Here is a 15,519-nt window from a genome sequence, read left to right on the forward strand (position 1 = left end):
GCCGGTGCGCACGCCGTGACCCAATGAAACGCCCTCGGGCCCCGGTTTCCCGGTATGACAGTCACGAATCGGTCGTAGTCGTAATTAAGTTGGTATACGCGACCAGTCGCCCCGCGACGCCGCCCGCGCGGTCAGCCGCCCGGTTGAGCGACCTCCCGTGCGGCGTCCGGGCCGGCGTCCAGCAGGACCTGGAACCCGGCCTCGTCGAGCACCGGCACCTTCAGGCTGGCCGCCTTGTCGGCCTTGGACCCCGGGTTGTCCCCCACCACCACGAAGCTCGTCTTCTTGGAGACCGACCCGCTGACCTTGCCGCCCCGGCTCTGTACGGCCTCGGCGGCCTGGTCCCGGGAGAAACCGGCGAGCGTGCCGGTCACCACCACTGTCAACCCCTCCAGCGGGCGCGGCCCCTCGTCGCCCGCCTCCTCCGCCATCCGTACGCCGGCCTCGGCCCACTTGCGGACGACCTCGCGATGCCAGTCCACCGCGAACCACTCCCGGAGGCTCGCCGCGATGGTCGGCCCGACCCCGTCGACCGAGGACAGCTCCTCCTCGGTGGCCGCGTCGATGGCGTCCATCGAGCGGAAGTGCCGGGCGAGCGCCTGGGCCGCGGTCGGGCCGACGTGCCGGATGGAGAGCGCCACCAGCACCCGCCACAGGTCCCGTTCCCGGGCGACCGCCAGGTTGTCGAGCAGCTTGCTGGCGTTGCTGCCCAGGCTGCCGTCCTTGTTGACGAAGAACGGGGACCGGGAGAGCTGCTCGGCATCGAGCTGGAACAGGTCGCCCTCGTCCGCGATGACCTCCGCGTCCAGCAGGGCCGCCGCGCCCTTGTAGCCGAGCGCCTCGATGTCGAAGGCTCCGCGCCCGGCGAGGTGGAACACCCGTTCGCGGAGCTGGGCCGGGCAGCTGCGGGTGTTGGGGCAACGGATGTCGACGTCGCCCTCCTTCGACGGGGCGAGCGGGGTACCGCAGGCCGGGCAGGTGGTCGGCATGACGAACGGCCGGGCGTCGGCGGGCCGCAGGTCGACCACCGGGCCCAGGACCTCGGGAATCACGTCGCCGGCCTTGCGCAGCACCACCGTGTCACCGATCAGCACGCCCTTGCGCTCGACCTCACGGGCGTTGTGCAGGGTCGCGAGCGCGACCGTGGAGCCGGCCACCCGCACCGGCTCCAGCACGGCGAACGGGGTGACCCGCCCGGTGCGCCCCACGTTGACGTCGATGTCGAGCAGCTTGGTGGTGACCTCCTCCGGCGGGTATTTGAAGGCGATCGCCCACCGGGGGGCGCGGCTGGTCGAGCCCAGCCGGCCCTGGATGGAGACCGGGTCGACCTTGACCACCACCCCGTCGATCTCGTGCTCGACGTCGTGCCGGTGCTCGGCGTAGTAGCCGATGTATTCCGCCACGCCGCTCAGATCCGGGACGACCCGCCAGCGGTCGCTGGTCGGCAACCCCCACGATTTGAGCGCCGCGTACGACTCGGACTGCGCACTGGGCTGGAACCCTCGGCGGGCGCCGATGCCGTGCACCACCAGGCGCAGCGGCCGGGAGGCGGTGACGCGCGGGTCCTTCTGTCGGAGGCTGCCCGCCGCGGCGTTGCGCGGGTTGGCGAACGGCGCCTTGCCCTGCTCCACCAGGCCGGCGTTGAGATCGGCGAACGCGGCGACCGGGAAGTAGATCTCGCCCCGGACCTCCACCAGCTCGGGAATGTCAGGGAATTCGGCGGACGGGGCGAGCTGGCTGGGCACGTCCCGGATGCTGCGCACGTTGGCGGTGACGTCCTCACCGGTGCGGCCGTCACCCCGGGTGGCGGCCCGGACCAGCCTGCCCTTCTCGTAGGTCAGATTGATGGCCAGCCCGTCGACCTTCAGCTCGCACAGGTAGGGCACCGGGCCACCCGCGTCCCGTTCGACCCGCTCGGCCCAGGCGGCAAGCTCCTCGTCGGCGAAGGCGTTGTCGAGCGAGAGCATCCGTTCGGCGTGGGTGACCGGGGTGAAGTCGGTGGAGAACGTGCCGCCCACGCGTTGGGTGGGCGAATCCGGTGTCCGCAGCGCCGGGAACTCCGCCTCCAGTGCCTCCAGCTCGCGCAACTGCCTGTCGAAGTCGGCGTCGGGAATGATCGGCGCGTCCAGCACGTAGTAGCGGTACTGATGCTCGGTCAGCTCCTGACTGAGCGTGGCATGCCGCTCCCGGGCCTGCGGCGTCGGCTCGGCCCCGGCCGCCGCCTCCTGCGCCGGGCTGACCTGCTGACCGATCTGCTCCTCGGACACACCGCCACCTTCGGACACGCCTGCGACCTCCCTGATCACGCTACTCCGGCACGGTATCGGGCCGGTGGGACAATCCGTCGCCCGCCCGTGCCCCGCGGCGACGTCTCCCCGGATCGCGCGCCGTGATCACCCGATGCTCGGTAGTCGTCGACGTGCCGATCCAGCCGTTCGACGCCAAGTCGATCAAGGGTGGAGTGCGTCGGTGGCGGGGCAGCCGCGGTGTGGTTGGCCGGCGACACCGCCGGCGACGTGCGAGGATCGCCGGACGAAGCGGCCGGTGGGCCGCGAGGAGGCGGAGGTACGTCCGCCGAGAGGCGGAGGACACGTCCGCCGGGAGCCAGGAGGTGGGCGATGCCCGAGGCGTTGCTCTGGGCGGCGGCGATCCTGCTGGCCGTTGCCGCGGGTTGGGCATGGAACAGTTGGCGGCACCGGGTCTCCACCCGACCGGCAGGCAGCCGACCGGGTCGCGGTGCCACGGCCCGCACCGGTGGTCGTCGTCCCGCCCCGCCCCGACCGCGCGGCGCCGACCGGTCGGCCGCCAAGCCCCGTTCCCGCGACGCCGACCGGCCGGAGGCCCCGGCGCCCGGCGAGATCTGGTGGGCCGACGTGCCGTACGCCGACGGCAGTGGCTCGAAGGTGCGGCCCTGTCTGGTGCTGCGGGCGGACTCCCGAGGAGCGGACGTCCTCAAGATCACCAGCCAGGACAAGAGCGACCGGGACGACCACGTACGGATTCCCACCCGGGACTGGGACCCCGGCGCGGAGCACGACAGCTACCTCAGCCTGACCGAGCCGATCCGACTCAGCTCGGCCGCCTTCGCCGACCACGCCGGCCGCTGCGACGCCGACCTGTGGCGCAAGGTCCGCAGCCTGCGTCACCTGCCCACCGCCTGACCAACCCTGCGGCCGGGTCAGCCTGACCGCCCGGCGAGCCCACCCCGTCACCCTGACTATCCCGGCGAGCCCACTACCCCGTCGCCCTGCCCAAAGACGGCATGATCGACTCGACTTCCTGCAAAACGCGGCATCCGACACCACGGGACACCGCGACTTCCAGAAAACCGAGTGGATCACACCCCCGGGGCAACGCCGGGCAGCGCGGGGCAACGCCGAGGCCGCGCGGGGCAGGGCAGGCAGGTGAGGGTCAGTCCCAGGCGGCGCCTAGGGTGGCGAGTTGGTCCGCGTACTCGATGCGGTCCATCCACCCGGTCGGCCAGCCGGCCATGCCGGCGGCCGCGCCCACGAACGCGCCGGCCAGGGCGGCGATCGAGTCGGAGTCGCCGGCGGTGGTCGCGCCCCGGGCCAGTGCCGCCACCGGGTCGTCGGCGTGCCGAATGGCGCAGAGCAGCGCGGTGGCCAGCGCCTCCTCGGCGACCCAGCCCTCTCCGGTGGCCCGGCACGGGTCGCCGTCGTCGTCCGGCTGGCTGAGGGCGTGCGTCAGTCGACCCAGCGCCGCCAGGCACTCGTCCCAGCCCGGGGCGATGAACTCCCGTGGAGAAGGCGAGCCGGCGCGCTGCCAGAGATCACCCAGCCACCGCTCCCGGTAGACGAGGCGCTGGGCGAGCGCCCGCTCGGTCAGCAGCGCGGGCAGCTCGGGCAGCGTGGCGCCCGCGCGCAGCGCGAAGACCGCGTACGCGGTCAGCTCACTGGCGGCCAGCCCGGTCGGGTGGCCGTGGGTCATCCCCGCCTGTAGCTGGGCCAGCCCGGCCAGCGTGTCCAGGTCGACGTCGAGCAACCCGACCGGGGTGACCCGCATGTTGGCGCCGCACCCCTTCGAGCCGGCCACGGTCGCCTCCTGCCAGCGCAGCCCACGGCCCAGCTCGCCGCAGGCGCGCAGGCAGGTCATGCCCGGGGCGCGGTTGTTGTCCGGGCTGACCGCCCAGGCCAGGAAGCGCCGCCGCAGCAGCGGCTCGACCACCTCCGGGGTGAGCGCGGGCGCCTCGTGCAGCGCCCAGCCCACGGCGAGCGCCATCTGGGTGTCGTCGGTGACGAGCGCCGGCTCGCCGGACAGCTCACGTGGACCGGTCGGGCCGTACCGGTGCTCGATCTCCGCGACGGTCAGGAACTCGGTCGGCTTGCCGAGCGCGTCACCGAAGGCCAGGCCGAAGAGTGAACCGGAGGCGCGCAGCGGAGAGGTGGGGATCACGGCGGCCATGATGCCCGGCCGCCGCAACCCGCGTCAGGCTCAGTCCCAGCAGAGGCAGAACGGGTGGCCGGCCGGGTCGGCGTAGACCCGGAAACCCTCGCCCTCGCCCGGCAGCCGCCGGGCCCCGAGCGCGAGCGCCGCCTTCTCCGCGCTCTCGATGTCGTCCACCGTCACATCCAGGTGGAACTGCTGAGGGCGCTCCGGATCCGGCCAGACCGGTGGCCGGAGGTTGAGCGCCTGCTGGAAGGCGAGACGCGGCTGGTGACCGGGCGGGCCGCCCAGCACCACCCAGTCGCCCTCCGTCTCACCCTCGTCGAGGGGCACTCCGAGCAGCTCGGAGTAGAACGCCGCCAACGCCCGCGGGTCCGGGCAGTCGATCACCACTGAACGCAGCTGTCCAATCATGACTGTCATCCTGCCCGCCGGGTACGACGGGAAACCTCACACCTCGGCGAGCCGCCGGCCGGCGTCCCGACAGGCCGCGAGTACCGCCCGCGCGTACTCCGGGGTGGCGCCGGCGAGACCGCAGGCCGGGGTGATCACCACCTGCTCGGCGAGCTGCCGGCGGGGAAAGCCGAGGCGGTCCCAGACCTGGCGTACCCGATCGGCGATCTGCGCGGAGGTCGGCGCGCCACCGGCCGACGGCGGTCGGGTCGGCGCGGCCCCGGCCAGCAGTCCGAGGCCGGCGTCGAGCGCCTCGCCGAGGGGGTCGAGCTTGGTGACCAGGTCCAGGTCGAGGGCGACAGCGACGGCGCCGGTGGAGCGGATCAGCTCCAGCGGCACGTCCGGGGCGCAGCAGTGCACGAGCGTCGGTACGCCGACCGCGTCGACGACCTCGCGAAGCAGCGCGGCCGCGTCCACCGACTCGACCGCCCGGTACGCGCCCAGCCCGCTCTCGGTCGGCACCCGCCCGGCCAGCACTGTCGGCAGGGACGGTTCGTCCAACTGGAGCAGCACCGACGCCCGGGGCAGCCGCCGGGTCACCGCCGCGACGTGCGCGCGCAGCCCTTCGGCGAGGGAGCCGGTCAGGTCACGGACCGCGCCGGGGTCCCGCAACAGGCGACCACCGATCGGCAACTCCAGCGACGCGGCGAGCGTCAGTGGACCGGCGACCTGCACCTTGATCGGCCCGGCGTACCCCTCGGCCTGCTCGGCGAGCTGGTCCAGGTCGCGTTCCATCAGGTCAGCGGCCCGGCGCAGGTCGCGACCCGGGCGCGGGGCGACCCGCCACCGTCCGGCGTACACCTCGACGGGCAGCTCGACGAGCAGCCCGGCGGACCGGCCGATCAGGTCCGCGCCGGGACCACGGGCCGGCAACTCGGGCAGGTGGGGCAGGTCGGGAAGCTCACCGAGGACCACCCGCTGTGCCTCGCCGATGTCGGTGCCGGGCAGCGAACCAATTCCGGTTGCCGCGCCCGCCGGCCAGGGCCACGCCTGATCTGTCACGGCCGAAGGCTATCCCGCGGACACCCGGACCGTGCGGTCAGCCGGTGATGGTCGCGGAGCCGAGGACCACGTCACCGGCCGGGTCCGCCCGGTACGCGACCACGGCCTGGCCGGCGGCGACACCGCGGACCGGCCGGCGCAGCTCGGCGTGCAGCCGGTCGCCGTCGAGGGCGACGGTCGCCGGCACCACGTCGCCGTGCGCGCGGAGCTGCACCTCGCACTCGACGGGCGCGTCCGGACGTGCGCCGCCGGTCCAGACCGGACGAACGGCGTGGACCTCGGACACCTCCAGCGCCTCGGCGGGGCCGACGGTCACCGTGTTGGTCTTCGGCGTGATGGAGAGCACGTAACGCGGCCGGCCGTCCGGGGCCGGCCGGTCCAGGTGCAGCCCGCGCCGCTGCCCCACCGTGTACGCGTACGCGCCGCTGTGACTGCCGACCACCGCGCCGGTGCTGGCGTCCACCACGTCGCCGGGTGCCTCGCCGAGCCGACCGGCCAGGAAGCCGCGGGTGTCTCCGTCGGCGATGAAGCAGATGTCGTGCGAGTCCGGCTTGTCGGCCACCGCCAGGCCACGCTCGGCGGCCTCGGCGCGGACCTGCGCCTTTGTCGAGTCGCCAAGCGGGAAGATCGACCGGTCGAGCTGCTCGCGGGTGAGCACGGCCAGCACGTACGACTGGTCCTTGGCGATGTCGACACTGCGGCGCAGCAGCCCGTCCGGGCCGAGGCGGGCGTGGTGCCCGGTGACCACCGCGTCGAAGCCCAGGGCCACAGCCCGGTCCAGCACCGCCGCGAACTTGATCTTCTCGTTGCAGCGCAGGCAGGGGTTCGGCGTGCGCCCGGCGGCGTACTCGGCGACGAAGTCGTCCACCACGTCCTCGTGGAAGCGGTCGGCCATGTCCCACACGTAGAACGGGATGCCGATGACGTCGGCGGCCCGCCGTGCGTCCCGGGAGTCTTCGAGCGTGCAGCAGCCGCGCGCGCCGGTGCGGTAGGTCTGTGGATTGCGGGCCAGCGCCAGGTGTACGCCTGTCACGTCGTGCCCGGCCGCCACGGCCCGCGCCGCGGCCACGGCCGAGTCAACCCCGCCCGACATCGCCGCCAGAACCTTCACCAGCACATTCCTTTCCCACCGGGCTTCCCCCGACCCCACCCAACCCTATCCACCCTGCCCAGCCCTTCCCAGCCCGCCAGCGCGCCACCCGTCACCAGGTGACGACAAGTAGGTATCGGGACCGCTTCCGACCTCTAGCGGGGGGTGCGGAGGGCTGCGGCTCTGCGGGCTCGGTCCACCGCTGCGGGGAGGGCCGCGATGAGAGCGTCGACGTCGGCCTGGGTGCTCGTGTGGCCGAGGGAGAAGCGCAGCGAGGAGCGGGCGCGGTCGTCGTCGGCGCCCATTGCCAGCAGCACGTGTGAGGGCTGGGCCACCCCTGCGGAACAGGCGGACCCGGTCGAGCAGGCGATGCCCTGCGCGTCGAGCAACAGCAGCAGGGCGTCGCCCTCGCAGCCCGGGAAGGAGAAGTGCGCGTTGCCGGGCAGCCGGTCGGTCGGGTCACCGTTGTAGATCACCTCGGGCACCGCCCGACGAACCCGCTCGATCAGGTCGTCGCGGAGCGCGGCCACCCGGGCCGCGTACTCCTGCTGGCCCTTCACCACCGTCTCGACGGCGACCGCGAAGGCGACGATGCCGGCCGTGTCCAGGGTGCCGGAACGGATGTCACGTTCCTGGCCGCCGCCGTGCAGCAGCGGTGTGGCCGCCACGTCCCGGGCGAGCAGCAGCGCGCCCACCCCGGTCGGGCCGCCCAACTTGTGCCCGGTGACGGTCAGCGCGGCGACGCCGCTGGCGCCGAAGTCGACGGGCACCTGACCGACCGCCTGGATGGCGTCGGTGTGGAACGGCACACCGTGCTCGGCTGCGACGGCCGCCAGCTCGGCGACCGGCTGGATGGTGCCCACCTCGTTGTTGGCCCACATCGCGGTGACCACTGCCACCCGGCCGGTGTGCGTGGTCAGCTCGGCGCGCAGGTCCTCCGGGTCGAGCCGACCGGCGGCGTCCACCGGCAGCCAACCGACCTCGGCTCCCTCGTGCTCGACGAGCCAGTCGACCGCGTCCAGCACCGCATGGTGCTCGACGGCGCTGGAGACCACGCGACGGCGGTCCGGGGCGGCTCCCCGGCGCGCCCAGAAGATGCCCTTGACCGCGAGGTTGTCGCTCTCCGTGCCACCACCCGTGAAGATCACCTCGGACGGCCGGGCGCCCAGCACCGCGGCCACCTTCTCGCGGGACTCTTCGACCCGGCGGCGGGCACGACGACCCGCCGCGTGCAGGGAGGACGCGTTGCCGACCTCGCGGGCGGTGGCGACGTACGCCTCCAGTGCCTCGTCGAGCATCGGAGTCGTCGCCGCGTGATCCAGGTAAGCCATCACCGTTCAGCCTACGGCCGACACCGCGACGCCCGGATGCCGGAGGGGACCCGGCGCGACGGCCGGGGTGGTATTTCCCACCCCGGCCCTGGCAGCGGCCCCGGTCAGGCGGGTACCGCGGTGACGACGATGTTGTCGCGGTACTTGCGCGCCCTGGCGTCGAACGGCCCGCCACAGGTGATCAGAGTCAGCCGTGGTCTGCCGTCCCGGGCGAAGTACCGGTCCAGCGGGATCCTGGTCTTCGCGTACTCCTCCCGGGCGACGACCCGGTACCGCCGTGCCGTGCCGTCGCTGCCGGTCGCGGTCAGGGTGTCGCCCTGGTCGAGTTCCCGGAGCCGGAAGAACGCCCCCCTGCCCTGCCTGGCACTGTCCACGTGACCGGCGATGACCACCGAACCACCGGTTGCCTCCAGGCCGGGCCCGTAGCGGTACCAGCCGATCTGGTCGACGCTCGGCGGCACCTCGAACTCGTTGGTCCGCTCGTTGATGCCGACCGCGTTGACGGTGGCGGTGACGTCGATTGCCGGGATCACCAGCCGTACCGGCGGGACGACCGCCGCGTCGCCCGGTAGCTCACCGACGGTGACCGGAACCGACGGAGCGCCGGCGGTCGTCGCCGGGGTGCCGGCCAGCGTGCTCGCCTCCTCGGCACCCACGTTCCCCGCCGGCCGGGAGCCGCACGCCACCACGGCGGCGACGGTGAGCGCGGCAACGCCGGCGGCCAGGGCCGCCAGCGCGCCGCGGTTGCGCACCGTCACGTGCGACCGGTCCGCGCGGTCGCCATCCGCACACCGCCGACCAGCAGCAGGAGTACGCCGGCACCGGTGAGCGCGTACCACCAGGTGCCCACGCCCGTGCCGGCCTGACCGCCGTCACCGCTGGGCACGCCGCCCGGGGCGGAGTGCAGGCCGGTGATGGTCTGCGCCACCACACCGAGGGTCTTGCCCTCGGCGGAGCCGATCGCGTAGACGATCGTCGCGGTGCCCTCCTTGAGGTTGAGGTCCGCCGGGCCGATGGCCACGGTGTCGGTGCCGGCCAGCACCACGTCCGCCTTCACGTTGCCCGCGTCGACGTCGCCCTTGGCCTCGTTCGGGTTGGTGAGGCCCTGGAAGACCGGGGTGCCGCCGGCGCGGACGTCCACCGCCGGTGCGGCGGCGGTGTGCCGGACGATCAGCCGGGCCTTGCCGGCGTCGACCTTCGAGACGTCGTTCACGAACGGGGTGATCTTCGGCTGGCCGGCGGCGTCGAGGTGTGCCGCGATGCTGATGTTCGCGCCGCCCGGCACTGCCGCGTTGTCGACAGTGAGGATCGCGCTGCCGATCGGCTCGCCCGGCTTGGTGAGCGCGATGTCGTAGTCGCCCTCCTCCAGGTTCAGCGGGCTGGCCACGTCACCCGGCTTGAAGTTCTCCAGCGTCTTCGTGCCGTTGACGTAGACGTCGACCGGGGTGTCCGGGATGCCGTGTACGACGGAGACCTTCGACGTGGCGGCGTACGCGGGGGTGGCGGTGAGCGCGCCGACTCCGGCGAAGGCCAGCGCGGCGACCGCGCCGCCCGCCGCGACCCGACGCAGGTACGAGAACTGCATGTCTGCCTCCTGGTGATTGGTGCTGATTCGTCAGGCCTGGCTTGCAGAACGGGTTACGCCGTCGTCCCGGCGGGCGGATGCGGACCGGAGGCACTTTTCTTTTTCGGCCCGGCCTGCATCCGAACCGGGGTCGCGAGGCGAAGAGCTGCTGAGATGACATCGATCGGGAGAGTGGGGCGGAGACTGTGGCAGCTACAGTCGGGCATGCCCCATCGAAGGCGAGCCGCCCGATGACGGCCCCGCACGAGGAACCGGACCCCCCGGTGGACGACCTCGACCTCCGCTTCCGCGCGGGCGACGACGTGGCGCTGCGCGAGGCGTACGACAGGTACGGTCGGGCCGTGTTCCACCTGGCCACCTCGATGCTTGCCAACCGCGCCGACGCCGAGGACGTCACCCAGGCGACGTTCGTCGCCGCCTGGCTGGGTCGGGACACCTTCGACCCGGCCAAGGGATCGCTGATCGGCTGGCTGCTCGGCATCGGCCGGCGCAAGGTGATCGACCGGATGCGCGCCTCGGCCCGGGAGACCCGGGTGGTGGAGACGGTCCGGCAACTGCCGGAGCCGAAACCCGCCGGCCCGGACCCGGACCGCGTGGTGGACCGGTTGGTGATCGCCGACGAGCTGGCTCGTCTCCCGGACGACCAGCGACGGATGCTTGAGTTGGCCTTCTACGACGACCTGACACACCAGCAGATAGCCACGGTGACCGGAGTGCCGTTGGGCACCGTGAAGAGCCACATCCGGCGCGGCATGGCGAGCTTGAAACGCAGATGGGAGGTGGACGGTGCAGCACCTGGGCCACGAGCGGCTGGTTTTTCTGGCGCTCGGTGAGAGCGGGGCGGACAACGGGGAGAGCACCCACCTCGACACCTGCGCGCTCTGCCGTGCAGAGGTGACGACCCTGCAGCAGGTGGCTGGCCTCGGCACCGAGACGCAGGGTCTGGCCGACCTGCCGGACCCGCCGGAGCACGTCTGGCAGGGCATCGTCGCGCAGGTCGGGGCGGTGGGGGCCGAGCCGTCACGGGCCGAGACACGTCCGCAGCGGGTCCCTGGGCAGGCCGGCGGCACCCTGGCCGAGCAGACCAACGACACGACGATCGGGCAGGCCACCGCCGTGACGGCCGCGGAGCCCGCTGGCACGACGGGTGAGCCGCCGGTGATCCGGCTGGATTCGGCGCGCCGGTCCCGCCGGGGGGCTGGCTGGTCGCGCTGGGCGGCCACCGCCGTGACCGCGGCTGCCGCCGCGGCGGTCGGCGTGGTGGGCACCTTCTCCGTGCTGCGGCCGGACGATCCGGCGCCCACTCCGACGCCTGTGGTGGTGGCGAGCGCGCCGCTGGCGGCGTACGGGTCGACGCCTCCGGCGGCCAGTGGCGACGCCCGGGTTCTGCGGGACGGCCAACTACATCTGCATGTGGCGAATCTCCCGCGCGTCCCGGGGTACTACGAGGTTTGGCTCATCAATCCGACGACGATGGAGATGTTCTCGGTGGGCACCCTGGGCGGCGGTTCGGACGCGCTGCTGCCCCTGCCCCCGAACGTCGACCTGACCAGCTATTCGGTTGTCGACGTCTCCGCCGAGCAGTACGACAACAACACCCGCCACTCCGGCGACAGCCTGCTGAGGGGCACCCTGACGGGCTGATCGGCGGGCCGGTTCAGCTCCCCGGCCCGCCGATCAGCTCCCCACCAGAAGAAGTGGCCGCCCCCGCGACGGGGGCGGCCACTCCTCTTGGCAGAGGGTCACTTGCGCTTGCGGATCTCCTCGGCGGCCTGCGGGACGATCTTGAACAGGTCACCCACCACACCGAAGTCGGCCAGCTCGAAGATCGGCGCCTCGCCGTCCTTGTTGACCGCGACGATGGTCTTCGAGGTCTGCATGCCGGCCCGGTGCTGGATGGCACCGGAGATGCCGAGCGCGACGTAGAGCTGCGGGGAGACCGTCTTGCCGGTCTGGCCCACCTGGAACTGGTGCGGGTAGAAGCCGGAGTCGACGGCCGCCCGGGACGCGCCGACGGCGCCGCCGAGCAGGTCGGCCAACTCCTCGACCAGCTTGAAGTTGTCGGCGTTGCCGACGCCGCGACCGCCGGAGACGACCACGCCGGCCTCGGTCAGCTCGGGGCGGGAGCCCTTCTGCTCGGCGACCCGCTCGACGACCATGGCGAGCTTGTCGGTGTCGGTGACCGACACGGTGAGCTGCTCGATCGTCGGGGTGGCCGCCGCCGGGGCGGGGGTGACGGAGTTGGGCCGGACGGTGACGAGCGGCAGGCCCCTGGTGACCTTGGACTTGACGATCGTGGAACCGGCGAAGGCGATCTGGGTCGCGGTGCCGTCGGCGTCGAGGCCGACCACGTCGGTCAGGATGCCGTTGTCCAGTTTGACGGCGAGCCGGGCGGCGATCTCCTTGCCCTCCTGGGCCGAGGCCAGCAGCACGGCGGCCGGCTGTACCCGCTGGACCAGTTCGGCGAGCACGGTGGCCTTGGGGGCCACCAGGTAGCCGTCGATCTCGTCACCCTCGGCGGCGTAGATCTTCTCCGCGCCGTACTCCCCCAGCTTGCCGCTCAGCGCCTCGGCGGCGCCAGCGCCGCCGAGCACCACCGCGCTCGGGCTGCCCAGCTCACGCGCGAGGGTGAGCATTTCCAGGGTGACCTTCTTGACGCCGAATTCCTTGGTGGCTTCGACGACGACGAGAACCTCAGACATGTCAGAACCCCCCTCTCACACGAACTTCTCGGTGGCGAGGAACTCGACAAGCTTGACGCCGCCCTCGCCCTCATCAGTGATCTTGGCGCCGCCGGAGCGCGGGGGGCGCTTGGTGTGCTCGACGACGGCGCTGGTGGCGCCGTCGAAGCCCACCTCGGCGGGCGTGACGCCCAGGTCGGCCAGGGAGAACGTCTGCACCGGCTTCTTCTTCGCGGCCATGATGCCCTTGAAGGAGGGGTAGCGCGGCTCGTTGATGGTGTCCCAGACGGAGACCACGGCCGGGGTGGCGGCGGTGACCACCTCGTACCCCTCCTCGGTCTGCCGCTCGACGGTGAGCGTGCTGCCGTCGACGGTGAGCTTGCGGGCGCCGGTGAGCGCCGCGACGCCCAGCCGCTCGGCGATCATGTGCGGCATGACCTGGACCCGGCCGTCGGTGGACTCGGCACCGCAGATGACCAGGTCAGCGCCGAGCTGACCGAGCGCGGCGGCGAGCACCTTGGAGGTGGCGACGGCACAGGATCCGTGCAGGGCGTCGTCCAGCACGTGCACGGCCTTGTCCGGGCCCATGGAGAGCGCCTTGCGGATCGACTCGCTCGCCCGGTCCGGACCCATGGTCAGGATGGTGACCTCGCCGCCGTGCGCCTCCTTGATCTTCAGCGCCTCCTCGATGGCGTACTCGTCCATCTCGTTGATCACGTTGTTCGCCGAACCGCGGTCGACGGTGTTGTCGTCATTGCGCAGGTTGCGGTCCGCGCCCGAATCAGGCACCTGCTTGACGAGTACGACGATATTCATCGCGCTTCGACGACCCTCCTGTGTGGTGATGCGATTCGCTCGCCCGGTCTGGGGCGCAGCGTCGCGCGTCGGTCGACGCCAGGTCAACCGCGGGCTCTTGTGCAGTTGCCCACGGCGCAATGTTACCTGCCGGTAGCTTGCGCTCCCCGGGGCACTCAGAGTGACACAGCTCACCGGCGGCCGGCCGGTCAGGCCGGCTCGGCCAACGCACTCCGAATCTGGTCGATGGCCGCCGCCTCGGCGGGTGCCACCCCGGCGTGCGCCCGGGCCACCCGGTCCGCCGCCGCCAGCACCAGCGAGCGGTACGCGTCCACGTCCTGCGGCGACTTGTCACGCAGGATCCGCACCGCGTGCCGCAGCGCCGGCAGCACCACCGACTCGATCTCCAACTGCGAGTCCCGGGGAAGCCGCGGCAGCGGACCGGTGGTGAGGGCCTCCTTGACCATCCCGCTGGCGTCGGCGAGCGCGCTGGACGCGGCGACGCTCTCCCGGATCACCCCCAGCACCCCCGGGTCGGCGTTGGAGACCAGGAAGACGGCACCGAAGGCACCGGTCTTGAGCGTCAACCGCTCCTCGTCCGTCAACCGCTGCCCCATGATCACGGAGTGTAGACGTACGGGGTGGTGGTGGTGACCGGGACGAGGCCGAGCCGCTGGAGGATCGGCCGGCTGTCCTCGGAGCAGTCGACCTGCATGAGCGTCCGACCCCGCTGCTCGGCCAGCCGTGCCCGGTAGTTGACAAGCGCCCGGTAGATGCCCCTCTGCCGCCACTGCGGCAGGGTCGAGCCGCCCCACATGGTGGCGAAGCCGGTGTTCGCCGGGAACCGCACCCAGCCGGCGCTCACCACCGTGTCGTCCGCCTCGGCCACCACGACGGTGATCGAGTTCGGGTCGGCGTCGATTTCCTTGGCGAGACCCGTGACGAGGTGCGAGCGGTCCGCCTGCCAGACCTCCTCCTCCATGGCGGCGATCCGCTCCAGGTCGGCGTGAGAGGTCACCTCACGCAGGCGTACCCCCTCGGGGGTGACCGGCAGCGCGGCGGCCAACGGGGCGACCGGCCCGACCACGACGGTCTCCCGGTCCTCCGGCACGAAGCCGGCGGCGCGCAACCGGTCGGCCAGGTCCGCCGGCTCGTCGTGCTCGTTGAGCTTCCACTCGACCGACTGGCCGCGCTCGCGGAACAGCCGCACCTGCCGGGCGATCAAGTCGTCAAGCGCCTCCCCGGCCAGTCCACCGAGGTCGCGGTAGGTGAGAAAGCCGCCGGCGTCGAGCCCGATGATGCGGACCAACGGGCCGTCGCGCTCCACCGTCACGCCGGCCGGGACCGGGTCGGGGATCTCCGGGCGGAGCTGGTTGTCGTAGGCGGCACGCAGGGTCATCACGTCGAGATCAGTCACCGAGTCAGGCTAAGCGGAATGGGAAGCGGATATTCTCCCAGCGTGTGGGCGGCGATCAGGCGGTGGTTCGACCCGGCGGAGCTGGGTTCGGTAGGTGAACCGCCGGACTACCGCTTCTCGCTGGCCAACGAACGGACCTTCCTCGCCTGGCTGCGCACCGGGTTGGCGCTGGTCGGCGGCGGGTTGGCCGCCGCGCAGTTCCTGCCATCCCTGCCGATGAGCCACCTGCGGGAGGTGATCGCGGTGGCGCTGCTGCTGCTCGGCGGGGCGGTCGCGATCCGCGCCGTGGACCACTGGGCACGTACCGAACGGGCCATCCGGCTCGGTCAGGAGCTGCCCGCGTCCCGGTTTCCCGCCATCCTGGCCCTGGCCGTCGGTGCCGGCGCGGTGCTGCTGGTCATCGCCGTCCTGGTCCGGGCGATCGGCGGGCGGTGAGCACCGGACGCGACACCGGGCTGCAACCGGAGCGCACCCGTCTGGCCTGGCGGCGCACCCTGCTCACGGTGACGGTGGTGACCGCGCTCGCCGTCCGGTTGGCCGCGGCCGACGGTCTGACCGGAGCGCTGATCGCCGGCGTTGCCGTGCTGTTCTGGGGTGCCCTGCTGGTGCTCTGCTGGCCCCGCGGCACCGGCACCGGAGTGGCCCGCACCGGCGGTCGGACCCTGCCGCTGGTCGCGGTGGGCACCGTGGGGCTCGCGTTACTGGGAGTGCTGCTGGTGCTTCGCGGACTGTGGTGACGAGACCGGGTGCGCCATGATGGG

Annotated in this window: 17 protein-coding genes; 5 read left to right on the forward strand and 12 right to left on the reverse strand. The window is 72.5% G+C overall.

All coding sequences use genetic code 11. The features are described from left to right. Positions 1 to 131 precede the first annotated feature (131 nt). Entirely contained in the window at positions 132 to 2,267 is a 2,136-nt protein-coding gene (ligA, locus tag AB0F61_RS07605; RefSeq protein ID WP_357804743.1) for an NAD-dependent DNA ligase LigA, read from the reverse strand. A gap of 351 nt (positions 2,268 to 2,618) precedes the next feature. Here ligA and AB0F61_RS07610 point away from each other — a divergent pair, with 351 nt between their 5' ends. Next, entirely contained in the window at positions 2,619 to 3,161 is a 543-nt protein-coding gene (locus AB0F61_RS07610) for a type II toxin-antitoxin system PemK/MazF family toxin (RefSeq protein ID WP_357804746.1), read from the forward strand. Positions 3,162 to 3,411: 250 nt separating this feature from the next. Here the strand turns inward: AB0F61_RS07610 and AB0F61_RS07615 are convergent, their stop codons facing one another. The 7 genes from AB0F61_RS07615 to AB0F61_RS07645 all read right to left on the reverse strand — a co-directional run bounded on the left by AB0F61_RS07615 (position 3,412) and on the right by AB0F61_RS07645 (position 9,865). Then, entirely contained in the window at positions 3,412 to 4,422 is a 1,011-nt protein-coding gene (locus AB0F61_RS07615) for an ADP-ribosylglycohydrolase family protein (protein WP_357804751.1), read from the reverse strand. A 30-nt stretch (positions 4,423 to 4,452) separates the two neighbouring features. Further along, positions 4,453 to 4,818, reverse strand: coding sequence for a VOC family protein (locus AB0F61_RS07620; RefSeq protein ID WP_357804757.1), 366 nt, complete (start codon positions 4,816 to 4,818; stop codon positions 4,453 to 4,455). A 36-nt stretch (positions 4,819 to 4,854) separates the two neighbouring features. Further along, positions 4,855 to 5,859 (reverse strand): methionine synthase, encoded by a 1,005-nt coding sequence (locus AB0F61_RS07625; RefSeq protein ID WP_357804763.1) that lies wholly within the window; start codon positions 5,857 to 5,859, stop codon positions 4,855 to 4,857. Positions 5,860 to 5,896: 37 nt separating this feature from the next. Then, positions 5,897 to 6,970, reverse strand: a complete 1,074-nt coding sequence (gene mnmA, locus AB0F61_RS07630) for a tRNA 2-thiouridine(34) synthase MnmA (RefSeq protein WP_357804769.1) — start codon at positions 6,968 to 6,970, stop codon at positions 5,897 to 5,899. Positions 6,971 to 7,104: 134 nt separating this feature from the next. After that, positions 7,105 to 8,280, reverse strand: coding sequence for a cysteine desulfurase family protein (locus AB0F61_RS07635; protein WP_357804774.1), 1,176 nt, complete (start codon positions 8,278 to 8,280; stop codon positions 7,105 to 7,107). Between the two features lie 104 nt (positions 8,281 to 8,384). Continuing rightward, positions 8,385 to 9,038, reverse strand: coding sequence for a class F sortase (locus AB0F61_RS07640; RefSeq protein ID WP_357804779.1), 654 nt, complete (start codon positions 9,036 to 9,038; stop codon positions 8,385 to 8,387). Beyond that, positions 9,035 to 9,865 (reverse strand): DUF4397 domain-containing protein, encoded by an 831-nt coding sequence (locus tag AB0F61_RS07645; RefSeq protein ID WP_357804786.1) that lies wholly within the window; start codon positions 9,863 to 9,865, stop codon positions 9,035 to 9,037. Before AB0F61_RS07645 ends, AB0F61_RS07640 begins: the two co-directional genes overlap by 4 nt. A 230-nt stretch (positions 9,866 to 10,095) precedes the next feature. On the opposite strand from AB0F61_RS07645, the gene AB0F61_RS07650 reads away from it, so the two are divergent. Both AB0F61_RS07650 and AB0F61_RS07655 read left to right on the forward strand, forming a co-directional pair. Then, a complete protein-coding gene (locus AB0F61_RS07650) occupies positions 10,096 to 10,698 on the forward strand; it encodes a sigma-70 family RNA polymerase sigma factor (RefSeq protein WP_357804792.1) in 603 nt (200 codons plus the stop codon). Further along, on the forward strand, positions 10,652 to 11,509 hold the full coding sequence (locus AB0F61_RS07655) for an anti-sigma factor (RefSeq protein ID WP_357804797.1): 858 nt from the start codon (positions 10,652 to 10,654) through the stop codon (positions 11,507 to 11,509). The genes AB0F61_RS07650 and AB0F61_RS07655 overlap by 47 nt, the downstream gene beginning before the upstream one ends. Before the next feature lie 98 nt (positions 11,510 to 11,607). Here the strand turns inward: AB0F61_RS07655 and AB0F61_RS07660 are convergent, their stop codons facing one another. The 4 genes from AB0F61_RS07660 to AB0F61_RS07675 all read right to left on the reverse strand — a co-directional run bounded on the left by AB0F61_RS07660 (position 11,608) and on the right by AB0F61_RS07675 (position 14,758). Next, a complete protein-coding gene (locus AB0F61_RS07660; protein WP_357804801.1) occupies positions 11,608 to 12,567 on the reverse strand; it encodes an electron transfer flavoprotein subunit alpha/FixB family protein in 960 nt (319 codons plus the stop codon). A 15-nt stretch (positions 12,568 to 12,582) separates the two neighbouring features. Further along, positions 12,583 to 13,362, reverse strand: coding sequence for an electron transfer flavoprotein subunit beta/FixA family protein (locus tag AB0F61_RS07665; RefSeq protein WP_357804808.1), 780 nt, complete (start codon positions 13,360 to 13,362; stop codon positions 12,583 to 12,585). Between the two features lie 188 nt (positions 13,363 to 13,550). Further along, positions 13,551 to 13,964: a hypothetical protein gene (locus AB0F61_RS07670; RefSeq protein WP_357804813.1), complete on the reverse strand. Its 414-nt coding sequence runs from the start codon at positions 13,962 to 13,964 to the stop codon at positions 13,551 to 13,553. Next, positions 13,961 to 14,758 (reverse strand): GNAT family N-acetyltransferase, encoded by a 798-nt coding sequence (locus AB0F61_RS07675; RefSeq protein ID WP_357804817.1) that lies wholly within the window; start codon positions 14,756 to 14,758, stop codon positions 13,961 to 13,963. Before AB0F61_RS07675 ends, AB0F61_RS07670 begins: the two co-directional genes overlap by 4 nt. A gap of 42 nt (positions 14,759 to 14,800) precedes the next feature. Between AB0F61_RS07675 and AB0F61_RS07680 the strand changes: the two genes are divergently transcribed. After that, on the forward strand, positions 14,801 to 15,193 hold the full coding sequence (locus AB0F61_RS07680; RefSeq protein WP_357804821.1) for a DUF202 domain-containing protein: 393 nt from the start codon (positions 14,801 to 14,803) through the stop codon (positions 15,191 to 15,193). Then, positions 15,190 to 15,495 (forward strand): DUF202 domain-containing protein, encoded by a 306-nt coding sequence (locus AB0F61_RS07685; RefSeq protein ID WP_357804825.1) that lies wholly within the window; start codon positions 15,190 to 15,192, stop codon positions 15,493 to 15,495. The genes AB0F61_RS07680 and AB0F61_RS07685 overlap by 4 nt, the downstream gene beginning before the upstream one ends. Positions 15,496 to 15,519: the final 24 nt, after the last annotated feature.

It is taken from the genome of Micromonospora sp. NPDC023888 (assembly GCF_040639415.1).
Lineage (GTDB): Bacteria > Actinomycetota > Actinomycetes > Mycobacteriales > Micromonosporaceae > Micromonospora.